Genomic DNA, 12,910 nt, shown 5'->3' with positions numbered 1-12,910 from the left:
CGACGTGCATCCGGTCGAGGGCGGTGCCACGCTCGATGCACCACGGTCGGCTCGAGACGGGGGCACGGACCGGGCACTGCCGCCGGAGCCCGCATTCGACCGACGGGACGTGGAGGGCAACGTGGCTGACGTCGAGCACCTGGTAGTCATGGGCGTCGCGGGATCGGGCAAGACGACCGTCGCGCGGATCCTCGCCGATCGCCTGCACCGGCCCCTGGGCGAGGCCGACGAGTTCCATCCCCCGGCGAACGTCGCGAAGATGGCCGCCGGCACACCGCTCGTCGACGAGGACCGGTGGCCCTGGCTGCGCGCCATCCGCGACTGGCTCACAGCGCACGCCCGCGACGGGCAGAGCACGGTCGTCACGTGCTCCGCGCTCAAGGTGGCGTATCGCGACGTGCTGCGGGAGGCCGAGGGACACGTGCGCTTCGCCCACCTCGTGGCCCCCGAGGCTCTGATCGAGGACCGCATGGAGGCTCGCACCGGCCACTTCATGCCGCCCGAGCTGCTGCCCTCGCAGTACCGGACGCTGGAGCCCCTCAGCGACGCGGAGGACGGGTTCGTCGTCCCGGTCGACGCGCCGCCCGACGACGTGGCGCAGCGGGTGCTGGGCGCGCTCGCCCTCCAGCGCGAGGTCCGGCCGTGATCGCCGTGGGTGCCGGCGCCCTCGCCGCGAAGGCACCCGACGTCAGCGAGACCCGGCTCATCATCGCCGCGCTCATCGGGATCGCGACGATCGTCCTGCTCATCGTCGTGCTGAAGCTCCACCCCTTCCTGGCCCTGACGATCGGGTCGGGCGTCCTCGCCGTCGCGGCGGGGATCCCCTACCCGGACGCGTTCACCAGCTTCAGCGCGGGGCTGGGGACGACCGTCGCGGGGGTCGGCGTCCTCATCGCGCTCGGCGCGATCATCGGCAAGCTGCTGATCGACAGCGGCGGGGCCGACGAGATCGTCGACACGATCCTCGGGCACACCACGGTGGGACGCCTGCCGTGGGCGATGGCGCTCATCGCCTTCATCATCGGCATCCCGTTGTTCTTCGAGGTCGGCGTGGTGCTGCTCATCCCGATCGTCATGCTCGTCGCACGACGGTCGAGGGTCTCGGTCATCCTGGTCGGCATCCCCGCGCTCGCCGGGCTGTCCGCGCTGCACGGTCTGGTCCCGCCCCACCCCGGCCCGCTCATCGCGATCGACGCGCTCAACGCCAACCTGGGCCTCACCCTCGGCCTCGGGCTGCTCGTCGCGATCCCCACGGTCGCGATCAGCGGGCCACTCCTCGCCAAGCCGATGAACCGTTGGGTCCCGCTGCCCCCACCCGAGTCGATCCTCGGCGAGGCCCGCCAGGACGAGGGGACGCGCCGACCGGCGTTCGCGACGGCGCTCATGGTCGTGCTGCTTCCCGTGGTGCTCATGCTCTCCCGGACGATCGCGGAGAGCCTCGGAGCGGACAAGACCGGCACCGGGAAGGTGTTCGTGTTCCTCGGCACGCCGCTCGTCGCGCTGCTGATCACGTCATTGGTGGCGCTCGTCGCCTTCGGGACCGCGCTCGGACGCAGCCGCGAGGAGGTCAGCGTGCTGGTCGGGGCTTCGTTCATGCCGATCGCGGGAATCCTGCTCATCGTCGGCGCGGGCGGCGGGTTCAAGCAGACCCTCGTCGACTCCGGCATCGGCGACGTCCTCGGCCAGAAGCTTGCCGACGCCCCCATCTCCCCGCTGCTGGCGGGCTGGCTCGTGGCCGTCCTCATCCGCCTGGCCACCGGGTCGGCGACGGTCGCCACCATCACCGCCGCCGGCATCGTCGCACCGCTGGCCGCCGACCTGTCCGCGACCCACGTCGCGCTTCTCGTGCTCGCCATCGGTGCTGGTTCGGTGTTCTTCAGCCACGTCAACGACGCCGGGTTCTGGCTCGTCAAGGAGTACTTCGGCATGACGGTCGGCCAGACGTTCCGCACGTGGTCCGTGATGGAGACCGTCCTGTCCGTGACCGCGCTCATCCTGGTGCTGCTGCTGGGACTCGTGGTGTGATCCCGGGAGCCTGACGGTCGAACGACCGGCTGGCCCTGGCCGACGTCCGCGCGTCGGGTTGGGCCGCAAACCGGCGGCTGCGAGCATGTCGCCGTGACGAACGTCGAACGCTGGGAGCGCGCAGCCGAGTGGCCTCTCGTCGGGGCGGCGCTCCTGTTTCTCGTCGCCTATGCGATGCCGGTTGTCGACCCAGGCCTCTCGGCACAGGTACTCGGGGCCTGCTCGCTCGTGGTGAAGGTGACGTGGGCGGTCTTCGTCGTCGACTACGTGGCCCGGTTGGTGCTCAGCACCGAGAGGCGTGCGTTCGTCCGACACAACCTTCTCGACCTGGCTGTGCTGGCTCTGCCCGTTCTGCGTCCCCTACGCCTCCTACGCCTTCTGGCCTTCCTGGCGATCCTGAACCGCGCCGGGGCGAACAGCCTGCGCGGTCGGGTGGTCGTCTACGTTCTCGGCGGGACCGTCCTGCTGGTCGTCTGCGGCGCGCTCGCAATCACGGATGCCGAGCGGAACCAGCCCGGCGCCACCATCGAGCACATCGGGGACGGGCTGTGGTGGGCAGTCTCGACCATGACAACCGTCGGCTACGGCGACCGCTACCCCGTGACGACGACCGGACGGTTCATCGCGGTGGCGCTGATGGTCGGCGGGATCGCCCTCCTCGGCGTGGTCACGGCGACACTTGCCACCTGGCTCGTCCAGCGCGTCGCCGAGGTCAGCGACGAGGAGCAGGCGGCAACGCGCGCCCAGGTCGATGCTCTTGTCACGGAGGTCAGAGAACTGCGCGAGCTCCTGACGAACGGCGCGCCAGCGACGACGTCGACGACCAGCGAAGATCGGGCCTCCGGCTGAGCCGTGCAGCGGCCACGTCAGATCCGGCCGCCTGAGGCCGACTCCCCCGCGACCTTCTGGCTGAGGTAGATCGGGAAGATCGAGGCCAGAACCAGCACGGCGGCGACCACGTTGACCACAGGCCCCTGGTTCGGGCGCGAGAGGTTCTGGAAGATCCAGATCGGCAGTGTCGTGACGCCCGGCGGGGCGGTGAACAGCGTGACGACGATCTCGTCGAAGGACAGGCCGAACGCCAGCAGCGCGCCGGCGACCAGGGCCCCGCGCATCAGCGGGAAGGTCACCAACCGGAACGTCGTGAAGGTGTCGGCGCCGAGGTCCATCGACGCCTCCTCCGGGCTTGTGCCCATCCGACGCAGCCGGGCCAGGACGTTGTTGTAGACGACCACGATGCAGAACGTCGCGTGCGCGATGACGATGGTCCAGAACGACAGCTCCAGGCCGAGGAACGTGCGGAACCCCGTACGGAAGGCGAGAGCGGTGACGATGCCGGGCAGGGCGATCGGCAGCACGACCAGGAGCGACACCGTGTGCCGGCCGAAGAACGTGTACCGACCCAGCGCGAACGCGAGCAGCATGCCCAGCACCAGCGCGACGGACGTGGCGACGATGCCCACCTCGATCGAGGTCAGGACGGCCGACCGGACGCTGTGGTTGCCGAAGGTGAGCGACCACCAGTGGGTGGTGAACGACGTGGGGGGCCAGGCGAACACCGTGCTGGCGTTGAACGAGTTGATGACGATGACGCCCAGGGGCACGTAGATGAACGCCAGCCCGAACAGCATCATGAGGCCGAAGGTCCAGCGCGCGCGGCGGGAGTTCCTCACAGGTTGTCCAAGGCGCCGGTGCGACGGACCAGCATCAGGTAGATCACCATGATCACCACGGGGATCAGGGCGATGGCAGCCGCGAACGGCAGGCTGCTCGTGTAGTTCTGGTAGACGATGTTGCCGAGCATCTGGGTGCGCCCGCCGACGATCTGCACGGTGATGTAGTCCCCCAGGCTCAGCGAGAAGGTAAAGACCGAGCCGGCGACGATCGACGGGTAGACCAGCGGGACGACGACGCTGCGGACGGTGCGGGCCGGGTGGGCGCCGAGGTCGCCGGATGCGTCGATCAGGCTGTCGGGCAACCGGTCGAGGCCCGCGTAGACGGGCAGGATCATGTAGGGCAGCCACAGGTACGTGAGCGTGAGGATCGTCGCCGTGACGCCGTAGCCGGGCCCGTCCAGCCCGACCGGCTGGAGCATCCACGCGAGGACCCCGGTGTCCGGCTGGACCATGGCCTGCCACGCGTAGATCTTCACCAGATAGGACGCCCACAGCGGCGTCACGACGAGCGCGACGAGCAGCCCTCGCCAGCGCGGTTGGGCCACCTTGGCCATGAAGAACGCCATCGGGAAGCCCAGCAGCGTGCAGAGCACGGTCACCGCCACCGCGATGCCGACGGTCCTGATCGTCGCGTACCGGTAGGCAGGGTCGGCCAGGACGTCCTGGACGTTCTGCAGCGTGAACGTGCGGACGACCTCGTTGGTGAACTCGTCGACCGAGAAGAACGCGGTGGCCAGCAGCGCCAGCAGCGCCGAGAGGTAGACCAGGACGAGCCAGGTCGTCGGCAGGACCAGGAGCCCGAGCAGGCGCAGCCGCGGCCGCCGGAAGAGCGCGGCCGAGAGCCGGCGTCCGCCCGAGGACGCCGGCTTCTCGAGAGTGCTGGTCACGCTCCGCGCCGCCAGGTCAGCCGTTCTTGACGCTGCTCCACGCCTTGCCCCACTCGGAGTACGGGATGCACTTCGCATCCGTGCGGCCGTCCAGGCAGTCGCTCTGCGGCGTCGACCAGAACCAGATCTTCTTGAAGTAGCTCTCGTCCTGCGCGTGGAACGTGTCGCAGTGCGTCGGCTCGGTGGTCAGCGCGCACGCCTTGACGTTGGCCGGAGCCTCGCCGAACCACTCCGCGATCTGCGCCTGGACGTCGGGGTTGGTCACCCAGTTCATCCACTGGTAGGCGCAGTTCGGGTGCGGCGACTTCGCGTCGACCATCCACGTGTCGGCCCAGCCGGTCGCGCCCTCCTTGGGCAGGACCGACTCGACCGGGGCGTTGTCGGCCTTCGCCAGGTTGATGATGATCTGCCAGGTCGAGCCGACCTCGGTGCTGCCGTTCTCGAGCGCCTTCTGCGCGTCGGCGTAGCTTGCCCAGTAGCTGCCGACGTGCGGCTGCTGCGCGGTGAGCAGCGCGACGGCGGCGTCGAACTGCGTCTTGTCGAGCGCGTACGGGTTGGTGATCTTGAGGTCGGGCTGCGTCGACATCAGGTAGACGGCCGCGGCGGCGATCCCGTCGGTCGGCGAGTCGTAGTCGGTGATCTTGCCGGAGTACGGCGACGTCGGGTCGAACACGACGCTCCACGAGTCGGGTGCCGGCGTCGCCTTGTCCGTGCGGTAGCCGAGCAGCTGGGCGCCCCAGCCGTGCGGCATCCCGTACGCGACGTCGTTCACGGAGTTCCAGGTCTGCATCTTCTGGAAGTCCGGCACGTCCGCGTAGTTGGTGAGCAGCTCGGTGTTCACGGGCGCGACCTTGCCCGCGTAGATCATCCGCAGCGACGAGTCCCCCGACGCCGACACGACGTCGAAGTCGCCCGTGCCCATCTTCTCGAACATGGTGTCCGACGTGTCCGCCACCTGCACGTTCGCCGTGCACCCGGTCGTCGACTCGAAGGGCGTGACCCAGTCGACCGCCGGGTCCGTGGATCCGTCCTCGGCGTAGCCCGCCCAGGCGAGGATGTTGACCTCGCCCTCCCCGTCGCCGAGCGAGGCCATGGCCTGCATCGCCGGTGGTGTCGCCCGACCGGATCCGGTGCCGCTCGAGCCGCCGCTCGAGCATGCGGCCAGGGACAGGCCGACAACCGCGCCGGCGGCCGCCAGCGTCAGCAGACGTGTGTGCCTCATCGTCGTCTCCTTCGATCTCACAGGCTCACGGCAGGGGGGCCTCTGCCGCGGTGGTCACCACCTCGAACTCGTGCTCCCGGCTCCAGACGAGCTGGACGCGGGCGCCGCGCATCTCCTGGACCTCCATGGAGGTGCTCCGCTCGTTCTGCTGCAGCGCAACGAGGGTCGTGCCGGCGTCCAGGTCCACGAGGAGCCTCGTCGCCGAGCCGACGTACACCACCTCGCGGACCGTGCCCGGTGCGCAGTGCTCGCCGGGGCCGGGCTGCGCGCCCGCTGCGACGATGCGGATCTTCTCGGGACGCACCGACCAGGTGCCGTCGCGGCCCAGCACCTGCGCGGCCACGCCGCCCTGCAACAGGTTCGAGGTGCCGACGAAGCCCGCGACGAATTTCGTGGCGGGCTTCTCGTAGACCTCGGCCGGCGACCCGACCTGCTCGATCCGCCCGCCCGCGAAGACGGCGATCCGGTCGGACATCGTCAGCGCCTCCTCCTGGTCGTGCGTGACGAAGAGGAACGTGATCCCGACCTGGCGCTGGATGGCCTTGAGCTCGACCTGCATCTGCTCGCGCAGCTTGAGGTCCAGCGCGCCGAGGGGCTCGTCCAGAAGGAGCACCCGAGGCCGGTTGACCAGCGCACGGGCGAGCGCGACACGCTGCCGCTGACCGCCCGAGAGCTGCGCCGGCTTGCGGGCGCCGTAGCCGCCGAGCTGCACGCTCTCCAGCGCCTCGAGCGCCCGGGCGTTGCGCTCCTTGCGCGCGACCTTCTTGACCCGGAGCCCGTACGCGACGTTGTCCTGAACCGTCATGTGCGGGAAGAGCGCGTAGTCCTGGAAGACCGTGTTCACGTCCCGCTCGAACGGTGGCCGCCGGGTCACGTCGACGCCCGCAAGCTCGACGGTGCCACCGCTCGGCAGCTCGAACCCGGCAATCATGCGCAGGACCGTCGTCTTGCCCGAGCCGGAAGGCCCGAGCAGCGTCATGAACTCCCCGTCGCGCACGTCGAGGTCGACGCCGTCCACGGCGACCACCTCGCCGAACTCCTTGCGCACTCCGCGCAGCCGTACCGCGACCTCTGCCGTAGCGGTCGTGTCCGTCATCGACCAGCCCCTCTCCCGGTGGCTGATACCTGCGCTGACCGCTGATATCGCGGCCGTTTGGTCGGAACATAGCGGAAATCCGTTGCGCAAGCGGGAATCTGCATTGCAAATCTGTTGCAGTCCCGTCGGGGACTGGGCGCCCGGGGGCTGAGCGGTCCGGTCGACGTCAGGCCGACCCGCGCTCCACGAGCACGCCCGTCTGCGTCAGCTGCCCGCGTGACCGGGGGGTGTCACGACGCGACGGCCTGCTGTTCGTCGTCCAGCGGTCCCGCCTGGCGCGGCCGGAAGCCGAGCAGCGCCTCCGCCCGGCTCGTGTCGATCGGGACGCTCAACCCGGGGAACTCGCGGTCGCGCGGCACGTTCGGCGCGTAGCGGTCGAGAAGGTCCTCGGTGGGGGTCGAGAGCACGGTGTGCGCCGCGGCGAGCTGCAGCACGTGCGCGCCCGTGTACTCGCCGACCACCGCGAGCCGGAACGCCTCGGCGCCGTCGACCGTGCTGAGCCAGCCCCAGCCCTCGCCCGCTCCACGGTCGACGAACTCGGCCGCCCTGGCCGCCATCACCGGTCCCTGTCCGGGCGCGATCATCAGCGGAAGCCGTAGGGCGGCCCCGGACGCCCCGAACCGTCGGCAGACCGTCCGCACGGTGATCTCGTCGACGTGCTTCGACAACGAGTACGGGTCGGCGAGGTCCGCGGCGGTGTCCTCGTCGAGCGGGTAGCGCGCGGGACGAGGGCGGTCCGGGTGGAAGATCAGGCCGGTCGCGTTGATGCTTCCTGCGACGACCAGTCGTCGGACGCCCGCCTCGGCCGCCGTCCAGAGCACCGTGAACGTGGCGAGGGTGTTGTTGCCGAACAGGTCTGTCGCCGACGGGTACAGCGGATCGGCGATCGCCGCGAGGTGCACGACCGCCTCGACGTCCTCGAGGGCGCCCGCGACGTCGTGCCGGACGCACGCATCGCCCCGGACCACCCGGACACCCTCGTGCGGCGTCGCATCCGGAAGCGTGAGCGTGGTGACGTCGAGGCCGTGGGCCAGCAGGTGCGGCACCACCGCAGAGCCCACCTTCCCCTCGGCTCCCGTGACCAGGACGCGGGTCATCGACGACGCTCCTCGGGCCACGGCGACCCTTGCCCCGACGGTGCCCGGCGGTGGCGCGCGGGGTCTGAGGCGGCCCGCGACCAGGACAGGTGCACGCCGGGCGGGTCGTCGGCCTCGCGGGACAGCGGCGCGGCCTCATCCGCGACTGTGAACCGGTTCACCTGCCTAGGACTACAGCGCGCCGCTCGCGCTGTCCACGCGACGCGACGTGCCCCCGACGCGTTCGTCGTCGGCCCTGCAGCTCGACGACCGAGTCCGTGTCCAGACGTCACATCGTGGTGAGCAGTCGTGCGCAGAACTCGATGAGGTCGTGGTTGCCGTCCAGGACGTCGCGCTCGGTCATGGTGTACGGCTCCTCGCCCGGCACACCGACGTCCTCGATCGCCAGCCCCGCGGCTGTCCCTGACCGCGCGGCGCGTCGTACGGCGATGGAGTACCCGATCCCAGGTGGCCGAGGTGGCAGCGGCACTCCGGCGACGTGGTGCGCGTACTCGATGTCGTCGTGGGTCCAGACGTTGGCTCCCCCCGCGCCCGTCGCCGCGCCGATCGACACGACCTGGCCGATGCCGTGGTCGGCGATCCCCGCGGTGAAGATGTCGCCGCTGGAGAACGTGGTCGGGTCGACGACGACCACCACCGGGCCGCGGTAGGCCACGGGACGGCCGTTGCACCGCTCGGGGTCCGAGATGGGCAGGTGCTGCGAGTACACCTCGCCCAGGTCGATCGCGGTCCGCACCGACGCCGCCCAGTCGGCGAGGTCCGCACCGTTGCCGTCGGCGTCGGCGAGCGCGGCGATCGTCGCAGTGGCACGCAGCGCGAAGCGGACGGGCTCGACCGTCTTCGTCGTGAACAGCTGCAGGAGGCGTTCCGCGACCTCGATCACCCCGCCGGGGTTGGAGCGGACGTCGATGATCAGGCCTCGGCTCGGCAGTGCGCGCACGACCCGGTCGATCTCGTCGAGGAACTCGTCGCTGTGGCCGACGTCGAACGTCCACAGGCGCAGGTAGCCGACGACTCCGTGGCTGGTCGGGACCTCGCGGGCAGAGATCGCGTCCGGCAGCGCGGTCGGCATCCAGGACGACGCCCGAGCGACGAGGTCGGGCCCGGCCAGGTCCTGCTGCCAGAGCCCCGGCTGGAAGAGCAGCTTGCGCGCCCGTCGCGCGGTCTCGCTGGTGGAGTCGACCGCGCGGCGCGTGCGCAGCTCCACCGCGTCGGGCGCGGTCGACGCCGTCGCCGGCGCGATCGCGTGCCACTCGAACCGGATCGTCCGGTCCGCTGCGTCCCCTGCGGCGGGGTCTCGGTAGCCGATGTCCACCCACAGCTCGTCGGGTCGAGGCAGGAACCCGAGGGGACGTTGCGTCATGGTCTCCAGGGCACGGGCGCGTCGGGCGTCGGGCCGGCCGCCGGTCAGGGTGTCGGCGTACAGGTCCACGGCGCGCGAGAAGGGGACGCCGTTCCACGTCGTCACGCGGACTCCGGGCGCGAAGCCGTCGCAGGGCTCGCTGACCTTGGTCACCACGTACGTCGGCGTGCGGTAGTCGCCGTAGACCTCGACGAGGAACGGCAGGGTCGCCACCAACGACGGCCGTCGGAGGTCCGTGCCCCGCACGTAGAGCTGGGTGTGCTGGTCGCGGAGCCGGTTGATCGCGAGCGTGAGCTCGCGCAGGAACTCGGCCGGGCCGAGGTACGGGATCTGGCGACGCAACGCCAGCAGGGCACGCACGGGGTCGTACCCGTACAGCGCCTTCTTCTGGTCGTAGTGGACGTAGACGTCGGTCAGGAGCCGGCTCCACAGGTCGACCAGGTCGTGCCGCTGCGGGACGGTCAGCTCGACGGGCGGCTCGGACCGATCGTCGGCCAGACCCGGCACCTGCCGGAGCGGGCGGCCCCGCCGAGCCTGCCGGGTCATCTCGGGCAGCTCATTCACAGCCCGAACTCCTGCCTCAGGTGCGAGAGGATCCCCTTCTGGATCGGGTTGGCGTCGAGTGCGTCGAAGTAGGCGCCGTCGTGCTCGATCGGCGGCACGGGCGGGATGTGCACCGACCCGGGGTCCTTGGGCGGCCCTGCCCGTCCGGTGCGCCGCGCGTCGGGCATGTCGAGGAACAGCTCGAGGGTGGCGTCGTCGGCGAACCGTGGACCCGCCATGGCTCGTGCGGAGGCGTCGGCGATCGCACCCGACGGGTCGGCCTGCACGGTGGTGAGCGCGCCCATGATGGCGTCCCACGACCAGGCGCGGGTGGCGTCGGTCGGGTCCGGCACCGCCACGAGCTTGCGGCGCCGCCGGACCGTCATCGAGAAGCTGCCCGGTGCGCCGGCGGCGAGCATCAGGTCCTCGTCGCCGTACCGCGGCACCCCACCCACGACGACGAGCTCGACGTGCTGCTCCGTCGCCGCGAGGATCTGGCTCCAGGCATCGCCGGGACCGTGTCCGCGCAGGACGGTGACGTCGGCGTAGCTGCCGGGGGCCAGCCGTCCGATCTGCCTCCCCCAGCACCGCGCGAGGAGGTCGCCGGGGTTGGACGTGACCATCTGGACGATGTCACGGTCGCTGAGGGAGTAGCCGAAGTGGTGGGCGGCGACCCGCGCGACCTTCATCTCCCCCAGCAGGTTGCGGGTGCCCGACGGGCCCCAGTCGGAGCCGAGACACACGCGCACCCCGCGGGACCTGGCATCGTCGATCAGGGTGGTGTCCCGGTACAGGACGAGATTCGACAGCGGCGACCAGACGACTCCCCCGGCCTCCGGCTGCGGCCACTGGAGCCAGTCCTCCGGTGTCAGGGCGCAGCAGTGGATGCCGATGAACGTCGGCAGGAGCCCGTCGTCGCCTCCGAGGTCCGTGAAGTCGCGGCGGACGCGGGAGTCCTTCTGGCCTTCGGCACAGTGGTAGATGAACCCGGCGCCGCTCTCCATCCGGCGCACCGCCGTGACCAGGGCGTCGCCGGTCTTGGTCACGACCGAGGTGTAGATCAGGTCGTCCCCGACCTTGCCGTCCCGCCCGGCCCGTTCGTCGTCGACGCTCCGCATGACGATCTGGTAGCCGCGGTTCGACGACGGCCACCCCTGAGCGGACGTCGCCCCACCGGCCATCTCGCGCACCTGCACGTAGCCCAGGAGGGCTTCCGGACACGCCTTGGCGTACGTCCAGGCCGGTTCGGTCACGGACTCGGTGTACGTGTCGGCCTGCGTCCAGTGCTTGTTGTGCAACCACGGTTCTGTCCGATGCGGCTCCGACCACAGCGGGAGGACGTTGTAGGCCAGGTGGTTGTGCATGTCGATGAAGCCCGGCAGCACGAACGAGTCGCCCACGTCGACGCGCGGCGCATCGGCGAAGCCGTCGATCTCCCGGTCGTCGAACGTCACGTCGGCGACGGCGTCGTCGCGGATCCAGACCCGGCCGCGGCGTGGCGGCGCCGGCACGTCGCCCACCATCGGGGCGACCTGACCAGAGATCACGAGCTGTGACACCGGCCGCCCCCTAGAGCACGGGCCAGGTGCGGAACCGGGTCGGCACCGTGACGGTGATCGTCGCCCGCTTGTGCTGAGCGTCCACGCCGGTCCGGGCCGCCCACGCGTCGAGGTCGCCCATCCAGGCAGGCAGTCCGGGTGGCAGGTCGACGTCGGGGATGGGCGCCAGGTCCTCGGGCGTGATCGTCGACCCGTAGTGCCGCAGCGGTACTGGGACGTCCGGCGTGACGACCCCGTGCAGGGCGTCCAGGCCCTCGTTCCACGACCGGCAGAGCCGGAGGAACGCCTCTGCCTTCGTGATCGACCCGGACGCGCTGGCGGACTCGGGATACGTCGGGTGCTTGATGGTGATGTACGCAGCCTGGCTGGACGCTCCGGTCGGGGTCGCCCGCCAGGCCTGGTACGCCTGGTCGGCCAGCTGACCGAGGGTGATGATCGCCTCGACCTGCTGACCCTTCACGATCGCGTCGATCCACCGATTCCGGTAGCGCGTGATCCCCGGGTCCCCGATGTGCCGCGCCCCGCCGCCCTGGCCGTACACCGAGTACAGGAACGTGTTGACGAAGACGTAGCTGCGCGTGATGCCGAGCCGCGCCAGGAATCCCTGGGCGCGCTGGCCCGCCTCGCCGACCAGGATCCTGCGCGTGATCGTCTCGTGGGCGGCCGGATCCTGGCCGATCACCAGGACACGCGCGGATCCGTCCGTGCGGCCGCGATGGAAGATCGGGCCCCACTCGACCCGGAAGGAGTCGGCCGGGTACACCGACTCGCCCGGATAGCTCAGCACCAGCGACCGGAAGCGGCCTCGATATCCCGGGTCGAACTCGCGCGTCATCGCACTCTCCTCCCGCTGTGCCCATGATCGCCCTGTGGGTCATCGGTCCACCAGACCCGGGCGTTCAAGGTGAAGAACGGGGAGGACGGCCCGAAATACCCGACCACGTCACGTCGTCGACGCGGGCGGGACCTCCCATGCTCGAGGGCTCAGATCCGGTCGCGCGTTCTCGTAGTCGCTCGCGAGGAGAGGCGACGAGATGATCATGTCCGCCGTGGCGACGTTGCACGCCATCGGGACGTTCCACACGGTCGCGATGCGGAGCAACGCCTTGACGTCGGGGTCGTGCGGCTGCGGCTCGAGCGGGTCCCAGAAGAAGATCAGCATGGAGATGCCGCCCTCGGCGATCCGAGCGCCGATCTGCTGGTCGCCGCCCACCGGCCCGGACAGGAACCGGTGCACGGGGAGCCCGAGCTCGTACTCGAGCATCGTGCCGGTCGTACCCGTGGCGTAGAGCGTGTGCTGCGAGAGCGTTCCGCGGTTGTACTCCGCCCACCGCAGCAGCTCCACCTTCTTGTTGTCGTGCGCGACGAGCGCGATGTGGTGCTGAGTGCTGATTCCGTCCATGCCGGCCTCCGTGGTCGAGACCAGTCTGCCCGCACGGTCC

At 70.4% G+C, this 12,910-nt stretch carries 12 protein-coding genes; 3 read left to right on the top strand and 9 right to left on the bottom strand.

What is annotated here, in order from left to right; translation table 11 throughout:
* The first annotated feature begins 121 nt into the window (after window positions 1-121).
* The 3 genes from I847_RS0100885 (at window position 122) to I847_RS21255 (ending at window position 2,874) form a co-directional block, all read left to right on the top strand.
* Window positions 122-646 carry a gluconokinase gene (locus I847_RS0100885; protein WP_369751692.1) on the top strand — a complete coding sequence of 175 codons (525 nt, stop codon included), beginning with the start codon at window positions 122-124 and terminating at the stop codon, window positions 644-646.
* Window positions 643-2,025, top strand: a complete 1,383-nt coding sequence (locus I847_RS0100880; protein WP_051274346.1) for a GntP family permease — start codon at window positions 643-645, stop codon at window positions 2,023-2,025. Before I847_RS0100885 ends, I847_RS0100880 begins: the two co-directional genes overlap by 4 nt.
* 93 nt (window positions 2,026-2,118) lie before the next feature.
* Window positions 2,119-2,874 (top strand): potassium channel family protein, encoded by a 756-nt coding sequence (locus I847_RS21255; protein WP_051274345.1) that lies wholly within the window; start codon window positions 2,119-2,121, stop codon window positions 2,872-2,874.
* Window positions 2,875-2,891: 17 nt separating this feature from the next.
* Here the strand turns inward: I847_RS21255 and I847_RS0100870 are convergent, their stop codons facing one another.
* The 9 genes from I847_RS0100870 to I847_RS21230 form a co-directional block, all read right to left on the bottom strand.
* On the bottom strand, window positions 2,892-3,698 hold the full coding sequence (locus tag I847_RS0100870; protein ID WP_028048172.1) for an ABC transporter permease: 807 nt from the start codon (window positions 3,696-3,698) through the stop codon (window positions 2,892-2,894).
* A complete protein-coding gene (locus I847_RS0100865; RefSeq protein WP_028048171.1) occupies window positions 3,695-4,588 on the bottom strand; it encodes an ABC transporter permease in 894 nt (297 codons plus the stop codon). Before I847_RS0100865 ends, I847_RS0100870 begins: the two co-directional genes overlap by 4 nt.
* 16 nt (window positions 4,589-4,604) lie before the next feature.
* Window positions 4,605-5,810 (bottom strand): extracellular solute-binding protein, encoded by a 1,206-nt coding sequence (locus I847_RS0100860; protein WP_028048170.1) that lies wholly within the window; start codon window positions 5,808-5,810, stop codon window positions 4,605-4,607.
* 25 nt (window positions 5,811-5,835) lie between these two features.
* Entirely contained in the window at window positions 5,836-6,906 is a 1,071-nt protein-coding gene (locus tag I847_RS21250) for an ABC transporter ATP-binding protein (protein ID WP_034608671.1), read from the bottom strand.
* A gap of 230 nt (window positions 6,907-7,136) precedes the next feature.
* The gene (locus tag I847_RS21245) at window positions 7,137-8,003 is read right to left on the bottom strand and encodes an NAD(P)-dependent oxidoreductase (RefSeq protein ID WP_051274344.1); all 867 of its coding nucleotides are present in this window, start codon (window positions 8,001-8,003) and stop codon (window positions 7,137-7,139) included.
* 268 nt (window positions 8,004-8,271) lie between these two features.
* Window positions 8,272-9,930: a S41 family peptidase gene (locus tag I847_RS21240; RefSeq protein ID WP_051274343.1), complete on the bottom strand. Its 1,659-nt coding sequence runs from the start codon at window positions 9,928-9,930 to the stop codon at window positions 8,272-8,274.
* Window positions 9,927-11,468, bottom strand: a complete 1,542-nt coding sequence (locus I847_RS21235) for an amidohydrolase family protein (RefSeq protein WP_155855931.1) — start codon at window positions 11,466-11,468, stop codon at window positions 9,927-9,929. The genes I847_RS21240 and I847_RS21235 overlap by 4 nt, the downstream gene beginning before the upstream one ends.
* A gap of 10 nt (window positions 11,469-11,478) precedes the next feature.
* Window positions 11,479-12,303, bottom strand: coding sequence for a uracil-DNA glycosylase family protein (locus I847_RS0100835; protein ID WP_028048169.1), 825 nt, complete (start codon window positions 12,301-12,303; stop codon window positions 11,479-11,481).
* A gap of 108 nt (window positions 12,304-12,411) precedes the next feature.
* The gene (locus tag I847_RS21230) at window positions 12,412-12,870 is read right to left on the bottom strand and encodes a methylglyoxal synthase (RefSeq protein ID WP_034608911.1); all 459 of its coding nucleotides are present in this window, start codon (window positions 12,868-12,870) and stop codon (window positions 12,412-12,414) included.
* Window positions 12,871-12,910 lie beyond the last annotated feature (40 nt).

It is taken from the genome of Cellulomonas sp. URHD0024 (assembly GCF_000426185.1).
Lineage (GTDB): Bacteria > Actinomycetota > Actinomycetes > Actinomycetales > Cellulomonadaceae > Cellulomonas.
The sequence above is the reverse complement of the archived record's forward strand: the minus strand, read 5'-3'. Positions and strand labels throughout refer to the sequence as shown.

Excerpts from the sequence above, each read along its gene's own strand:
- I847_RS21250 (WP_034608671.1), bottom strand. The coding sequence starts at position 6,906 with ATGACGGACACGACCGCTACGGCAGAGGTCGCGGTACGGCTGCGCGGA.
- I847_RS21230 (WP_034608911.1), bottom strand. The coding sequence starts at position 12,870 with ATGGACGGAATCAGCACTCAGCACCACATCGCGCTCGTCGCGCACGAC.
- I847_RS0100860 (WP_028048170.1), bottom strand. The coding sequence starts at position 5,810 with ATGAGGCACACACGTCTGCTGACGCTGGCGGCCGCCGGCGCGGTTGTC.
- I847_RS0100835 (WP_028048169.1), bottom strand. The coding sequence starts at position 12,303 with ATGACGCGCGAGTTCGACCCGGGATATCGAGGCCGCTTCCGGTCGCTG.
- I847_RS21245 (WP_051274344.1), bottom strand. The coding sequence starts at position 8,003 with ATGACCCGCGTCCTGGTCACGGGAGCCGAGGGGAAGGTGGGCTCTGCG.